The organism is Marinobacter confluentis (genome assembly GCF_004785685.1).
Classification (GTDB): domain Bacteria; phylum Pseudomonadota; class Gammaproteobacteria; order Pseudomonadales; family Oleiphilaceae; genus Marinobacter; species Marinobacter confluentis.
This window is the reverse complement of sequence record NZ_SRPF01000002.1, coordinates 740,989-755,072: the sequence shown is the minus strand read 5'-3', so window position 1 is coordinate 755,072 and position 14,084 is coordinate 740,989. Positions and strand designations below refer to the sequence as shown.

The 14,084-nt window shown below is 58.7% G+C and carries 12 protein-coding genes; 5 read left to right on the top strand and 7 right to left on the bottom strand.

Going from position 1 to position 14,084, the window contains the following annotated elements:
• Window positions 1-28 precede the first annotated feature (28 nt).
• Window positions 29-1,561 (bottom strand): cryptochrome/photolyase family protein, encoded by a 1,533-nt coding sequence (locus E5Q11_RS09090; RefSeq protein WP_135803074.1) that lies wholly within the window; start codon window positions 1,559-1,561, stop codon window positions 29-31.
• A gap of 156 nt (window positions 1,562-1,717) precedes the next feature.
• On the opposite strand from E5Q11_RS09090, the gene E5Q11_RS09085 reads away from it, so the two are divergent.
• Genes E5Q11_RS09085 through E5Q11_RS09075 form a run of 3 tightly spaced genes read left to right on the top strand, consistent with a single transcriptional unit; the run spans window position 1,718 to window position 3,984 of the window.
• Complete coding sequence (locus E5Q11_RS09085) at window positions 1,718-2,254, top strand: RNA polymerase sigma factor (protein ID WP_135803073.1); 537 nt, start codon at window positions 1,718-1,720, stop codon at window positions 2,252-2,254.
• Window positions 2,251-3,000 carry an anti-sigma factor gene (locus E5Q11_RS09080; RefSeq protein WP_135803072.1) on the top strand — a complete coding sequence of 250 codons (750 nt, stop codon included), beginning with the start codon at window positions 2,251-2,253 and terminating at the stop codon, window positions 2,998-3,000. Before E5Q11_RS09085 ends, E5Q11_RS09080 begins: the two co-directional genes overlap by 4 nt.
• Window positions 3,001-3,042: 42 nt before the next feature.
• Window positions 3,043-3,984 (top strand): surface lipoprotein assembly modifier, encoded by a 942-nt coding sequence (locus E5Q11_RS09075; RefSeq protein WP_135803071.1) that lies wholly within the window; start codon window positions 3,043-3,045, stop codon window positions 3,982-3,984.
• Window positions 3,985-3,997: 13 nt separating this feature from the next.
• Here E5Q11_RS09075 and E5Q11_RS09070 read toward each other — a convergent pair whose 3' ends face one another.
• The 6 genes from E5Q11_RS09070 to moaA all read right to left on the bottom strand — a co-directional run bounded on the left by E5Q11_RS09070 (window position 3,998) and on the right by moaA (window position 11,430).
• The gene (locus E5Q11_RS09070; protein ID WP_135803070.1) at window positions 3,998-5,524 is read right to left on the bottom strand and encodes a S8 family serine peptidase; all 1,527 of its coding nucleotides are present in this window, start codon (window positions 5,522-5,524) and stop codon (window positions 3,998-4,000) included.
• Window positions 5,521-7,152, bottom strand: coding sequence for an ATP-binding cassette domain-containing protein (locus E5Q11_RS09065; protein WP_135803069.1), 1,632 nt, complete (start codon window positions 7,150-7,152; stop codon window positions 5,521-5,523). The genes E5Q11_RS09070 and E5Q11_RS09065 overlap by 4 nt, the downstream gene beginning before the upstream one ends.
• Window positions 7,149-8,225: a P-loop NTPase family protein gene (locus tag E5Q11_RS09060; RefSeq protein WP_135803068.1), complete on the bottom strand. Its 1,077-nt coding sequence runs from the start codon at window positions 8,223-8,225 to the stop codon at window positions 7,149-7,151. The genes E5Q11_RS09065 and E5Q11_RS09060 overlap by 4 nt, the downstream gene beginning before the upstream one ends.
• A gap of 32 nt (window positions 8,226-8,257) precedes the next feature.
• Window positions 8,258-9,073 (bottom strand): alpha/beta fold hydrolase, encoded by an 816-nt coding sequence (locus E5Q11_RS09055; protein WP_135803067.1) that lies wholly within the window; start codon window positions 9,071-9,073, stop codon window positions 8,258-8,260.
• 90 nt (window positions 9,074-9,163) lie between these two features.
• Window positions 9,164-10,303: a porin gene (locus E5Q11_RS09050; protein WP_135803066.1), complete on the bottom strand. Its 1,140-nt coding sequence runs from the start codon at window positions 10,301-10,303 to the stop codon at window positions 9,164-9,166.
• 134 nt (window positions 10,304-10,437) lie between these two features.
• Window positions 10,438-11,430 (bottom strand): GTP 3',8-cyclase MoaA, encoded by a 993-nt coding sequence (gene moaA / locus E5Q11_RS09045; RefSeq protein ID WP_135803065.1) that lies wholly within the window; start codon window positions 11,428-11,430, stop codon window positions 10,438-10,440.
• A 224-nt stretch (window positions 11,431-11,654) separates the two neighbouring features.
• Here moaA and E5Q11_RS09040 point away from each other — a divergent pair, with 224 nt between their 5' ends.
• Window positions 11,655-12,092 carry an RrF2 family transcriptional regulator gene (locus E5Q11_RS09040; protein ID WP_135803064.1) on the top strand — a complete coding sequence of 146 codons (438 nt, stop codon included), beginning with the start codon at window positions 11,655-11,657 and terminating at the stop codon, window positions 12,090-12,092.
• 218 nt (window positions 12,093-12,310) lie between these two features.
• Window positions 12,311-14,083, top strand: coding sequence for a sensor domain-containing diguanylate cyclase (locus tag E5Q11_RS09035; RefSeq protein WP_135803063.1), 1,773 nt, complete (start codon window positions 12,311-12,313; stop codon window positions 14,081-14,083).
• The last annotated feature ends 1 nt before the right edge of the window (window position 14,084 follow it).

Here is a 14,084-nt window from a genome sequence, read left to right as displayed (position 1 = left end):
GCACCAACCGGCGATTTCGCTGTGCGTATTAAACCCTATCCAGATTGGCCAGCAGGAAGTCTGCTCGCCTGATCAGCGCGTCCCGTTTTTCGGGTTTCTGTTTGTCCCAGTTCCGGTACATCATGCCCATTCGCGGATTGTTGGCGAAATCGTCCCGATGACGGTCAATAAAGTGCCAATAAAGCGAGTTGAACGGGCAGGCGTCATCTTCCGTGCTTTTGTTTACGTTGTATTGGCAGTTACTGCAGTAGTCAGACTGGCGCTGAATGTATTTACCGCTGGCGGCGTAGGGCTTGGACCCTAGATAACCGCCGTCGGCGTGCATCACCATACCCAGAACGTTGGGCAGCTCCACCCAGTCATAGGCATCGGCGTAGACCGCCAGGTACCAGTCGCAGATTTCTTCCGGGCGCACGCCAGCCAGCAGCGCGAAATTACCCGTGACCATCAGACGCTGGATATGGTGGGCGTAGGCATTACGACGGGTGGCATCGATGGCCTTGTGCATGCAGCGCATTTTCGTGTCGCCGGTCCAGTAGAACCAGGGCAGGTCGCGGGTATTGCCCAGGCGGTTTTCCTTGGCGTAGCCGGGCATGGTCATCCAGTAGATGCCCCGAACGAATTCCCGCCAGCCCAGAATCTGGCGAATAAATCCTTCCACGGCGTTAATCGGCGCCTGCCCGGCATACCAGGCCTTTGCTGCCGCTTCGCAAACAGCCAGCGGGTCCAGCAGGCCGCAGTTGATGTAGGGCGACAGAATGGCGTGGAACAGCCAGTCCTCGTCGTCTGACATGGCGTCCTGAAAATCGCCGAAACAGGGCAGGGCGAAGTCGATGAAGTGGTCCAGAGCCCGCTGCGCTTCCTCGGCGGTGACGGCAAAATGAAAGTCGTCCGTGGTGCCGAAATGGTCGGCGAAATGGGTGTCGACCAGTTCGATCACTTCCCGGGTCACGGGGTCCGGTTCTACACGGAAAGGCGCGGGTGCGGGTGGCTTGCCAGTCCATTTCCGGCGGTTGTCAGCATCGTAGTTCCATTCCCCACCTTCGGGTTTGCCGTCGGGAGTCATCAGCAGTCCGGTCTTGCGACGCATCTCCCGGTAAAAAAACTCCATCCGCAGCTGTTTGCGGCCTTCTGCCCAGTCGCTGAATTCCTGTTTGCTGGCAAAAAAACGGGTGTCCGGGCGTATTTCCACGGGCACGCCCAGGGTTTCATGCCATTGACTGATCTGCTCATGCAGGCGCCATTCGCCACATTCGGTGGTTATGACCCGTTCTGCGTCCTGTTCACGTATATGATGTGCCAGTACCGCTTCCAGAGACTGGTGCGGATTATCCGGGTGGTAGCTCTGATAGAGCACAGACCAGCCCTGATCCCGAAGCTGTTGCGCGAAATGTCGCATGGCGCTGAACAGCAGAACCAGTTTCTTTTTGTGATGGTTGGTATAGCTGGCTTCATCATGCACTTCGGCCATGACAATCTGGTCAGTTTCACGGTCGGCCTCTTCTAAGGCACTGATATCCGTGGTTAACTGGTCGCCGAGAATCAGTATCAGGTTTGCCATGGCCGGTTTGCCGCTCCGTTGGGTGAGGGTATTTCATCCTGTGATCATAAGGTACGCGGCCGCATGATCGGTGGTTCAGGCCATCAAGGGATAAAAAACGAACCGGGCAAAGGAATAAAACCGTTGCTCTCCCCGTTGTAGCTACAGGACGTTTAAATGTCAGAAGACATCAGTGAGCAACTGGTCAGCCTGCTGCCAAAACTGCGTCGTTTCGCCACCGGTCTGACCGGCAATCTGAGCGACGCCGACGACCTGGTTCAGCAGTCCTGCGAGAAGGCCTTGCGCAAACAGCATCAATGGCAACCGGGTACTCGCCTGGATTCCTGGATGTACCGGATCATCCAGACCACCTGGATTGACCAGAAGCGGCGCCAGCGAAGCGATACCGTATCGCTGGACGCAGAGGCGGTGCCGGAAACCCGGGATCCCCGCAGCGAAAAGGCGGCGGAGAACCAGAACATGCTGGACCGGGTGTCGCAGGTGCTGAAACTTTTGCCGGAAGAGCAGCGGGTAATCATGCTGCTGATTGCCGTTGAGGGGCGCAGTTACCAGGAAGTGTCCGACATGCTGGAGTTGCCCAAAGGCACGGTGATGAGCCGGCTGTACCGGGCGAGAAGCCGGGTGCAGGCTGAGCTGGGGTCGTCTGACGGGCCGGGACAGGGCTCGGAACATTATGGGGAGAAAACCCAATGAACGATCACGATTTTGAAAAGATCATGGCCTACGCTGACCAGGAGCTGGAACCTGATCAGGTTGCCGACGTGGAAAAGCTTCTGGCAGAAGACACCGAGGCCCGGGATTTTCTCGCCCGGCTTCGCGAATCTGACCAGCTGATCAGCGGCGGCCTGGACAGTATCCTTGATGAGCCGGTTCCCCAGCGGCTGATCGACGCGGCCCGTGGCCAGTCTGCTGAATCGTCTTCGGAGTCAGACACCGGTTCAGGGCAGAGCGCCAGAGTTGTGGAATTCCCGAAGAAACCGGCGTTCAGCCGCTGGGCCTATGCCACGGCGGCAAGCGTCACCCTGTTGGTAGCTGCCGGTGCCTTTATACTGTCGCCGGGCGATTCCCGCCAGGGTACTCTGGCCGAGGCATTGAATGAGGCCCTTGAGCAGACGCCCAGTGGTTCGATTCATGGCCAGCCAGACGACACGGTGCAGGTGATGCCGGTTGCCACGTTCCAGACTGCAGAGGCGGGCATCTGCCGCCAGTTTGCAGCCCAGGTTCAGGGTCAGCAGACAGTCGGGCTGGCCTGCCGCTCTGGTCAGGGCCAGTGGCAGATCCGCGCTGAAAAGATCCTGGCAGAGGGAGAGAACGGGCAGAGCTATGCCCCCGCTTCCGGCGGCAGTGGCCCTGTGGCTGATGCATTATCAGACCTGCGTGGGGGCGAGCCCCTGAGCGCCGGGCAGGAGCAGTCTCTGATTTCAGATGGCTGGGAATAGGGGCTGCGCCCCTTCTCAATGGTTTTTTGACAGGGAGTTCCAATGTCATCATTTTCATCGCCGGCATCAAATGCGCGTTATGCTCGCCTGGCACTGGTATCGGGCCTGGCGTTTGCTTTCAGCCCTGAACTCTTCGCCCAGTCAGACAATCTCGAAGCCTCTGTGGCCGGCGGTCTGCGCTTTGAAGACAATCTGTTGGTGGATTCGCTGGACGTATCTTCCCCGGAAAGTGATTTTGCCGCCGTCGGAAACCTCGATCTGACCTATCGGGATAAAGTCCGCAAGAACATCGATCTTCGCTTCGGATATGCGTTGGAAGGTCGGCGGTATTTCCAGGAAGACGACTTCGATCTTCAGCTACATTACGGCTACCTGGATCTGAGCCGCGACCTGTCCGGGATAACCGCAGGGGCTATCGTGGATGCAACCTACGCCCGCATTGGCGGCGAAGCGTTACTGAACAAACAGAAGCTCAGCGGCTATCTGAGTGATCTGGTAACCCGGGATCTCTATATCCGCGGCAGCCTTGGCCTCGAGAATACGGATTTCAGCGGCCAGCAGGGGCGCGATAACAAGGGCCAGAGGCTGGACGCCTCCGGCTATTACTTTCTCAATGGCACCAATCGGTACCTGACGGTAAGTGCCCGCTACAACCAGCGTCAGGCCAGCGACTCAGTATTTGATTACAACGCCCGCCGGATCAGCTTTGGTTATGTGGAACGGATGACACTGGCTGATGACTGGCCGATCAGAGTGCGGGCTGACTGGCGTTACGAAAAGCGGCGGTACGATGAAACCGATCCGGCCCTTGGTGTTCGCCGCGAGGACGACCGCACCCGCTGGCGTTTGCGAATGGATGCCCCTGTCTCTGATTCAGTGACGGTCGAGCTGAAGTATGAACACCGTAACTACAGTTCCGATAACCCCGCCCTGGATTTTGACGACAACCGCATTGAAGTGATGCTGGAAGTCGCCCTGCTCTGACTGAAGCTGGTGGTCAGGGGGCTTCTGATAGCGAAAGTGTGTCTGCAATCCAGTTCCTGCCAGGCAGACCTTTTCCGTAAAGCGGATCGCGGCCGGGTTGTCCCAGGTCCACCAGGTCACGTTCGATCAACCGGTTCAGGGCGTCTGGGTCCCCACTGCTGACGTCTTCCTGGCCACCATAGGCCAGTAACAGACCGGTGATCAGCGGGGTGGCGTAGGATGTGCCACTGGCGGGTGTGTACGCTGAACCCGATCCCGCTTCGGCCACCTCAACGGCAACGCCCGGTCCCGCGTAATCCACATGGGCCCCGCGTCCGGCCCGGCTGTAGAGCCGGCCATCCCGGTCAACTGCTGTTACGCCTACCACGCGGTCATAGGCCGCCGGATACCTGGGCGCGGCAAACGGGCCCTCATTGCCCACCGCTGCCACCATCAGAACCCCGGCGTCGGCCAGCCGGCTGATTGCGGCGGCAACGACCTGGTTGGCAGGGCCGGCCAGGCTGATGTTGATAGCGGCCACCTGCTGGCTGATCAGCCAGTCCATGGCGGCGACCAGATCATGGGAAGTTGCCACCAGCCCGCGATCACGATAATGGGCAAAAACCGATGCGGCGAACAGGTGGTGTCCGGTGGCGACTCCCCGGAATCCGGGCGTTTGGCCAACGAGCAGAGACGCAACCCCGGTGCCATGCTCCCGATCGCGGTCACGATTCTCTGACAGAAAATCCCTGCGGGTAATCTGACTGTCGGAGAATACCAGGTGGTTAATATCGATATCGGTATCAATCATGCCAATGCGAAGGCGTTTGCCGGCCGACGTCTCCGGTAACTGGTATACGCCACCGGCGAGAGCGCCCGTAGCCGGTTCAGAAGGCCATTCGCCGGAAGCCTCGGAAATCCGGTAACCATGGTTCAGGTCAATGCTGGCGCCGGGCAGCTGGCCCTGAAGCCGCTGTCGCACCTGCTCGGGGCTGTAGGCGTCGCCCACACGGAACCTGGCCAGGGTGCCGGGTAGCTGGTTCAGCGGGCGGCGGCTGATCAGGGTCAGCTCGGACTGGGTTAACAGCAGGTCGACCTGTTCTGGCTCGGCCATGATCAGCAGCTCCTGTTGCACCACCAGGTCGCGCTCGCCGAAATCCTCGAAAACCCGGTCCGCAAGGTCGCGTTGGCTTGCCCGCATGTCCGGGTTTTCCATCTCGCCACTGACCTCCTCCATGGCGTCTTCCGAGGATTCTTCGGCTGATTCTTCCGCCGACTCTTCGGCTGCTTCCTCTGCGGATTCTTCCGCAGCCTCTTCAGCGGCTTCCTCGGCGGCTTCTTCAGCGGATTCCTCAGCAGCTTCCTCCGCGGCTTCTTCGGCGGCTTCCTCCGCCGATTCTTCCGCAGCCTCCTCGGCCAGATCCTCGAACTCGTCGTCGGCCAAAGCCTTTACTGGCAGGCTCAGCACGAGCGCCAGTGCCGGAACCAGAAGAAGGGCAAGGCAATGACCTGATCCGCCGTTGGGTGTCCGGGATTTCAGAAAGGGGTAGAGGGTCTTCATGCGTCCATTCTCATTGGCAACGTTGTCTGGGTCACTGACGTTTTCTGGCGCTGGTCCAGGGTGATCTTTTGATCAAACAGTTCAGAGGGCAGGTTCACTTGTTCACTGGCCATCACCGTCGCATTCTGGTGGGCCACCCAGTCAGCCAGCGCCTGAATGCCGCTTCTGTCCAGTTGCGCTGCCGAGCTGTCTATCAGAATAAGGCCCGGCCGTGACAGCATGGCCCTGACCATGGAAATCTTTACCCGCTGGCCCGCCGAAAGGTTGCGCCCGCCTTCGGCCACCGTGTATTCCAGATCATCCGCGGATTCAAGCATGGCATCAAGACCGGCTTTTCCGGCAGCTTTCAGGATACGACCATCGTCTGGTCTTCGATCAAGCCCCAGCGTTAATGCCTTACGCAGAGTGCCTTTCAGAATCGCCGGGTTGCTGCCGATTCTGACTATGCTCCGCCGCAGACTGCCCTGGGAAAGGTCGGCCAGATTCTCGCCATTAAGGGTGACTGCGCCTCCGTCCAGAGTGTCCAGGCCTGCCAGTGCGTTCATCAACCGGGATTTGCCGGCACCGTTGGCACCAGCCAGTTTAACTCGGCTGCCGGCCGAAATCCGTGCGTTCAGCCCCGAAATTGGCGGCAGAACCGTATCAACAAAACTCACCGATAGGGGCCTGTTTCTGGCCAGTTGCCTGCCGCCCGGGGCTTCCCGGCGCCTTGGCCGTTGCAGTGCTGCCACGCATTTTTTATGGGCGGCTGAGAAGGCGGCTCCGTGGTTCCAGACCCCTGCCAGATCCCGCATTGGCTTGAGCGCAATGCCGAGCGCCGACAGGGCACCGGCGATGGTGCCGGTGTCGAGATTGTGCCGGCTGCCGATCCAGATCACTGCAACCGCAGAACAACCCGCTACCATGTCGGGCACGCTTTTCAGAACTTCAGCGTGTCGGACCCGGGTCAGTGCGGCGGATATCAGCCGCCTGGATCGACGGTCGATGCGTTTTGCTTCCAGGCTGCGGCGGCCGAGTTGCCCCAGTTCCGGAGCTATGGGCATGCGTTCGGCCATATCCGCGGCAATGGCGGCCCGGCGCGAGCGCACCCGCCGCTGCATGGACGGAAGCTTCAGACCACCCAGACCGATAGCCATCAGAGCCGCCAGGAACAGCGGCGCCACGACCCAGATAAACGGCAGGTGCATCCAGCCCAGAACCAGCAGCGTGGTGGGTATCAGTACCACTGCGGCCAGCAGCCGGGGCAGGCCCAGCCCCAGCCAGTTGCGAAAGGCCGTCAGATCCCCGACGAATCGCAGTGACATATAGCCCGCCCGCCTTGCCGACACGTCACTCACCGACATGGCAGTGCCCTGGTTGAACAGGGCATGGCGAATATCCAGGGCGTAGTGCTGTCCCATCCGTTCACCACGGGTGCGGGCTGCTACACGGCAAAGGGCGATCAGCAGGCCGGAGATCGCCAGCAGGGCCATGGGCTGCGTGGGCAGCGACTGTTGGCCGTGCAGGGCGTTGAATAACATGCGGGTGGCGAAGGCCGCAGCCCCGGCCGCAGCGCCCTCTGCACAGATCAGTGCAAAAACGCCAATCAGCATCCGGCGGCGGCCTTGCCCTAGCAGTTCCGGCATCATGAGGTTGCCGCGGTTTTCGTTTCCGGCCGGGTGGTTTTACGCAGGATTGCCATGGCTTCACCCGGGTCAGACAGTTCGCCTTTGGTCATGACCCGAATGCCGGTGGCGGCCTGGGCCTCGGCAACGGCCATGGGCGAACAGCTCAGCATGCCGGTGAGGACGTCTGGCTCGTAACCCAGGCGGCGCAGTTCCTGGACACCGCCGGCGGCGGCAACGGCGTCGCCGCAGGCAAAAACCATCCCACCGATCCGGTCGTGGAATTCGGTGTCGGCCAGCAGTGCCGCCGATTCACGCTGGAAAAGTCCGTCTGCCACTTCCATGACTACCACATCGCACTCGTGGCGCTCGGCGTCGGCCAGCAGCCGTTCTATGCAGCGTTTGATCGGTGGCAGTGGCACCAGGTAAGTCGTCGCCAGGCCGGCGTCGGTGAAGTCCGCGGTGTAGTGCACACCCGTGTCTTCGTATTCGTTGAAATCACCGAATGAGCCGGTGCCGGTTACCTTGATGGTGGCGACCCGCAGGCCGGTCTGTCGCAGGCCATAGCCCAGCCGGGCCGTGGCCAGAGTCTTGCCCGAATTCATCGCGGTGCCGAATACGGCGATAACGGGAATACGGGACGCACGCTCCGGGTCTGGCAGGGCGTAATCCGCGACGTTTACGGCCTGGCCGGATGAGTTGGTCAAACGGCCAATGGGCAGCACCCGGGTGGGCGGTTTTACCCGTTCGTTGCGTGCCCGGACCTTGCCCAGGCATCCGCCACCGGCAAGCATGTCGGCGCCTTCCGGGTCTATCTCGGCGATACCTTCAAACTGGTCCGGCGCATATCGGGCAGCACAGGGAAGCACCACCAGATCGCCTACGAACAGCTCTGAGCGGCGGCCGGCGGCAAGCTGTATGCCTCCATGCTTGCCTAGCTCCATGACGCGGCCAAGGATCAGGTCGCCGTGGCGGGTATTCTCAAAATCCGTCATCAGCGATACCGCATGGTCGCGGTTAACGCGCCGGCTGGCGAAGCACCACTTGGCTTCGGCCAGTTGCGTTGCAGGGTCATTCACAATGGCTTCAAAACTCATGATCGGGTCTCCTTGTCTGGGTTGGCGGTTGGTTAATTCACGCGACTCATAATCTGGACCAGGCCCCCAGCCGAGCAGCACTGGGCGAAGTCGTGGCCGCAGCCCTCAAGCAACGTCAGCCGCGCGGTTACCGGCAGGCCCAGTTCGGCCTGGCAGTGAGAAATCAGGCTGACGTAGCGTTCGGCGCGCTCAACTCGGGTATCTCCCTGCACCTGGTTCAGCAGTGGCTCACGACGCAGTGACCGGTCCTGGGCGGTATCCTCGTCACCCACGTACACGTGAATCGGGCGCTTGAGAAATTGCGGTAGGCTGCTTTCCATAAGCAGGTGCCAGTTGCCCCGGGATGAGCCAGCGCCCATGCCCAGGGGGTAGGGCAAGGTGGGCACGGGCAGGGTGTACCAGCCAGCAGCACCCAGGTGAATCTGATTGACGAGTTCCGGAAACAGCATGGCGAACCTGTGGGCCAGTTGGGCGCCACCGGAGAAACCGAAAAGGTCGACAGGCTGGTCGTCAATGGTGCCGTTCTGGCGCAGGGTGTTGAGCAGTGCCAGCAAAGCGAGATCCGGCCGGTGTTTACCGGTGATGCGCTGAAAAACCGGCCAGTTGTTCTTGTCGAACTCCGGGACGATGATGACGCGGCTGCGGGCAGCGGCTTCTGACTGGAAATGCTCGACCAGCTCATCGGCGTTGCGGGAAATGCCGTGAATCGCCACCATCGGCGCTCCGGTCGTTGGCCGCTCTGGCGCGATCACCCGTGCTGAGATCGGGCCTTTGGCACTGACACCTGTCATCTGAGTGACGCGGGTGCCAAAGGCCTTGCTGTCATTGAACAGGGCTGAGATATTCACTATGAGTTCCCTCTTGATTCCGGTGTATCGTGTTATGTCTGGACAACGCAGGCGCGCGGACATTTATTCCGTGGTTTCTGAAAATAATGGTCAGAAATCCAGTCGAAAGCCGACCATGGCAATCAGGATGTCATCGAAGTTCTGGGTATCGCGGTCGAGGGAGGCGCGCCTGAGTGTTGCGTAGGCCTCTGTGTTGATGGCGTCGATATCCTGGGCCAGTTGCACGCCGATCACGTCGGACTGGTCGTTGTTCTGGTCCTCATTTCGGGTCTGACCCCAGTCGACTGACAGGGCGGTATCGCCCAGTTCCGGAAACGGATTGGTGCGGTAGCCGGCCTTGGTATAGAGGAACGTCAGATCATCGCGGTTGCCGTCGATGGCTGTTGCCCGGCCAGTGGCAAAGGTCAGGTTGTAACCTTGATCATTGCGAACCGAGATGGAGCCGGACATCAGATAGTCATAGGTGGGCGGGCTGTTGATGTCACCAAGCTCACTGGCATTGCCCACGCCAAGGGCGGCGATCACCCGAATGTCTTTGATTTCCGAGCTGTAGAAAGCGCTGGCGTCAATTGCCCCGTCATTGATGACAGAGGTTCGGAACTGCCAGTCATCAAATTCCGGTGAGTCGTATCGCAGGCGGGTATTCCGGCTGAATCCGTCCAGGTTGTCAGACACATCGCCAAGGTCCGTGTTGGTCAGCAGGCCGGTGTTGCTGTCCCGGAACAGAATGCCGCCGCCCACAAGGCTGGTGAATGAGAACCCTGCATTCATGGTGCCTGAGAGATCACGCTGGCTGACGCCGTCGGTTGCCGTGGGCCCCTGGCCCAGCCATACCGTGCCGAGATCGTCGTGTGCGATGTAGATTTCAGCGCGCCGGGCTTCGAAGGCTTCGGTGTCGTTCTCGCTGCCGTCCTCCTGGCTGATGCTGGCGCTGTTATTGACCTTGAACTCGGCCTCATAAGCGGCGCCTGCCGCCAGTGGGCCGTCATTGTTGGATTCCGCGATAAAGCGGATCCGGGATGAACTGTTGTTGTTATCCACATTCAGCAGCGTGGTCTTCTTGCCATCGTCTGCTGCCATCAGTGCACGGTTGATCTGGCCGGAAATTTTCAGGCTGAAATCGTCAGTTTCCGAGTGGACCAGGGGGTCGTCGGCATGGGCGGTACCCAGCGGCGCTGTGGCCGCAAGAACAATCGCTGAGACCAGGGCCGGGCGGAAAGTTGAATACATATCGCATCCTCCGTTTGTCGTGTATGTGCCAGTGACAACGAGAGGAGTGCTAAAAATATTCCGTGCTGAAGTTTTGCCTGATGAACTGGGAGCTTCGGGAAAGACGCCCGGGTTGAAGGAGGGTAACGGGGACCTTAGCCCCCGGTCATGTTCATGAAGCGCAGAATCTGCACATCACCTTCAGTGGAAAAGTGATGACGCTCGGGCTTGAGGTCCATGGCGCCGATGATGGCTTCGCGCAGTTGATCATCGGTTTCCGGGTGGCTGCGCAGAACATGGCGCAGATCCATGGAATGTTCATTGCCCAGGCACAGCAGCAAACGGCCCTCTACCGTTACCCGAACCCGGTTACAGGTAGAGCAGAAATTGTGGGAATGGGGTGAAATGAAGCCCACCCGGGTGTTACTGTCCGGCATCCGGAAATAGCGCGCCGGGCCGCCGGAATCCTCTGGCGTGGGAATCAGCTCGTGGTGTTGACTGATGATGTCGCGAACCTCGTCACTGGTACACAGCACCTGGCCGCGGTCGTGATCAGAGATTTCGCCCAGAGGCATTTCCTCAATAAAAGTAATATCTATTTTCTTTTTACGGGCAAACTCTACCAGGTCCGGCACCTCTTCATCGTTGCCGCCTTTCATCACAACGGCATTCAGTTTGATGCCTTCAAAGCCGGCTTCTTTGGCAGCATCGATACCGTCCAGCACCTGGCTCAGGCGACCGGTGCGGGTAATCCGGTGAAATTTCTCGGCGTCGAGGGAATCCAGGCTGATGTTCAGGCGTTTGAGCCCGGCCTTTCGCAGGTCCTGGGCCATGGTAGGTAACTGGCTGCCATTGGTGGTCATGGCAAAGTCCCGCAGGCCGAAGCTGCCAATTTCCTTGACCAGTTCCAGAATGTCCTTGCGCACCAGTGGCTCGCCACCGGTCAGCCGGATTTTTTCAGTGCCAAGGGATACAAATGTCCTGGCTACCCGGGCAATTTCCTCCAGGGTGAGGACCTGCTGGCGGGGAAGAAAAGTCATTTCCTCGGCCATACAGTAAACGCAGCGGAAATCGCAGCGGTCAGTGACGGAAAGGCGCACATAGTTGACGGTACGGCCGAAACGATCTGTCAGCTTGGCTTGTGCCATGAGGAGCGTCCACTTCTTAGTTATTATGAGTAAAGAATAACCCGACTCTTACAGATTGCACAGTCCAATCCGATACCTCCGGGGAGTAGCCCGTTTTCAGTTACCTGAGTAAATCAACGAATATCTGATCGCGAAGAACCGGTTTAAGATTCACTGCGTATACCAGTAATCAATTTTTCACCTGCTTCGCGCCAACGTTGCATTAGAAGTATTGGAGCCTGTAAATGCATATCACCCGTTATACTGATTATTCTCTCAGGGTTCTGATTTACCTTGCCACCCGGGACAATGAGTTGTCCACTATCCAGCAGATTGCCGATAGCTATGACATATCCCGGAACCACCTGATGAAAGTGGTTCACCAGCTGAACAAGAAAGGCTATATCGAAACGATACGGGGCAAAAAGGGCGGCATGAAGCTGCGCATGCATCCCGGGGATATCAACATCGGCGTCCTGGTACGTGAAACCGAACAGGATCTAAGTGTGGTGGAGTGTCTGTCCGGTAACAATGGCTGCCGTATTGCGCCTGTGTGTGGGCTGAAGGGCATGTTCAATGAGGCGGTGGAAGCCTTCCTGAAAACCCTCGACCAGTACACCCTGCAGGATGTGATTCCTGAAGCCCATCGCGCCCAGCTTCTGCGGCTTCTACAGATTGCCTGATGAGCGAGCCCGATACGCAGCCTGTCAAGTTCAACGAAACCGTTCACATCTGCGACACTTTTAACGGGTTTCTGACGCTAGCTTCGGTTAAGCTGTAGGTCGTCCAAAAAAACAGCAATAACAATAATCTGGCTGAGAGGCTCTCGTTGCTTCGTTCCTGTGCATTTCTGGCGATCTGCCTGCTGCTCATCAGTGGATTTGTCAACGCCAGCACTCCAATGGCGTACTCGCCTCCTGTCGTGCTTCAGCAATCCAGTGAACGGATTGATATATCCCGTGAACTTTCCTATTTCAAAGACGCAGAAGCGGCTTACACCATTAATGAGATTATTGGCCAGTGGTCTGAGCTGGCTGATTTTGAGCGCCCCGAGGAAACCCATAACTTCGGTTTCACCGAGTCCCCCTACTGGTTTCACACCCGGGTGCAGAACCGCAACGGACCCTCGACTGACTGGGTGCTGGAAGGCATGTATTCCATCATCGACCGGATGGATCTGTACCTGGTGCGTGAAAATGGCGAGATAGAACGCTACCAGGCTGGTGATGCAGTAAAGTTCGACAGTCGCGGTCGCGAACACCACAACATCAATTTCCGCTTTGATCTGCAACAGGGTGAAACCGTAGACCTGTTTTTCCGCGTGCAGACGACCGGTGCCGTGCAGATGCCTCTGGTGTTGTGGACTAACGAGGCCTTCAGCGCGTCCGACCACCAGGAGCGTTTCCTGTTCGGGCTCTACTACGGCCTGCTACTTTGTATGGCGGTTTTCAACCTGCTTATTTTCCTGTCGATCCGGGACACTAACTACCTGTGGTACGTGTCCTACATTCTGTTTTACGGCCTGCTTCAGTTTTCGGTAAACGGTCTGGCGTTTGAGCATCTCTGGCCCGATCAGCCCTGGTGGAACAACCGTGCCATCTCCTTCTTTATTGCCATGGGGATGTTCAGCATTCTGGGGTTTGCCCGGTCATTCCTTCAGCTAAAGGATAATGTGCCCTGGCTCAGCCGCATCATTGTCGCTGTGATGACCTTTTTCCCCTTTATGGCGCTGGCTGCTGTGGTTTATCCCGATTACAGCCCGGTTATCCGCATTACCACTTTCGTGGCTGCTGTGTCGGTACTGTTCATCCTCGCGGGTGGACTGATCACGCTTTATCAGGGGTTCAGGCCCGCCCGGTATTTCATGATCGCCTGGTCGGCGCTGCTGGCGGGCATGATGATGTATACCCTCAAAACCTTCGGCTTACTGCCCGCCAACTTCCTGACCGAGTACGCCATTCAGATTGGCTCCGCGTTCGAGGCCATTCTACTGTCGCTGGCCATGGCGGCACGGTTGCGGATGCTGATGCTCGAAAACCAGAAAATTCAGGAAGACATGAACCAGCAGCTTGAAAAGCGGGTATCCGAGCGGACATCCGAGCTTGAGGTGGTCAACCGTAAGCTGGAAGCACTCAGTTCCACCGATAGCCTGACCGGGCTTTACAATCGCCGGTTTTTTGATGAGCGCCTGGACCTGGAAGTCGGCCGCAACAGCCGCAGTGGTCCGCTGTCGCTGCTGATGGTGGACGTGGACCTGTTCAAACCGCTGAACGATACCCATGGCCACCTGGCCGGTGATGCCTGTCTGCGCAAGATCGCCCAGATCATCGCGGACGGAGTGTCCCGCAAAGCGGATGTGGTCACCCGCTATGGGGGTGAAGAGTTCGCCGTTATTCTGCCGGACACCGGTGCCGAAGGCGCGCGGAATCGGGCTGAAACCATTCGCCGCAGCGTTGAGCAGGATCTGGATTTCAGTTGGGAAGGCCAGGCCATTGAGGTCACCGTCAGCATTGGTATTGCCACCATTGGGCCGGGTAGCCGGGTTACGGCCGAAGACATGATCGGCGCGGCGGACAAGGCCCTCTACGATGCCAAACAGAATGGCCGCAACACGGTAGAGTTCCGGGAGTGTTCCGGAGACTCGGCCCCCGGAACCCTGATTACCGAGTCTTAGC

Coding starts and splice junctions, on each gene's coding strand:
- E5Q11_RS09080 (WP_135803072.1), top strand. CDS start 2,251: ATGAACGATCACGATTTTGAAAAGATCATGGCCTACGCTGACCAGGAG.
- E5Q11_RS09075 (WP_135803071.1), top strand. CDS start 3,043: ATGTCATCATTTTCATCGCCGGCATCAAATGCGCGTTATGCTCGCCTG.
- E5Q11_RS09090 (WP_135803074.1), bottom strand. CDS start 1,561: ATGGCAAACCTGATACTGATTCTCGGCGACCAGTTAACCACGGATATC.
- E5Q11_RS09065 (WP_135803069.1), bottom strand. CDS start 7,152: ATGATGCCGGAACTGCTAGGGCAAGGCCGCCGCCGGATGCTGATTGGC.
- E5Q11_RS09060 (WP_135803068.1), bottom strand. CDS start 8,225: ATGAGTTTTGAAGCCATTGTGAATGACCCTGCAACGCAACTGGCCGAA.
- E5Q11_RS09070 (WP_135803070.1), bottom strand. CDS start 5,524: ATGAAGACCCTCTACCCCTTTCTGAAATCCCGGACACCCAACGGCGGA.
- E5Q11_RS09040 (WP_135803064.1), top strand. CDS start 11,655: ATGCATATCACCCGTTATACTGATTATTCTCTCAGGGTTCTGATTTAC.
- E5Q11_RS09050 (WP_135803066.1), bottom strand. CDS start 10,303: ATGTATTCAACTTTCCGCCCGGCCCTGGTCTCAGCGATTGTTCTTGCG.
- moaA (WP_135803065.1), bottom strand. CDS start 11,430: ATGGCACAAGCCAAGCTGACAGATCGTTTCGGCCGTACCGTCAACTAT.
- E5Q11_RS09085 (WP_135803073.1), top strand. CDS start 1,718: ATGTCAGAAGACATCAGTGAGCAACTGGTCAGCCTGCTGCCAAAACTG.
- E5Q11_RS09035 (WP_135803063.1), top strand. CDS start 12,311: ATGGCGTACTCGCCTCCTGTCGTGCTTCAGCAATCCAGTGAACGGATT.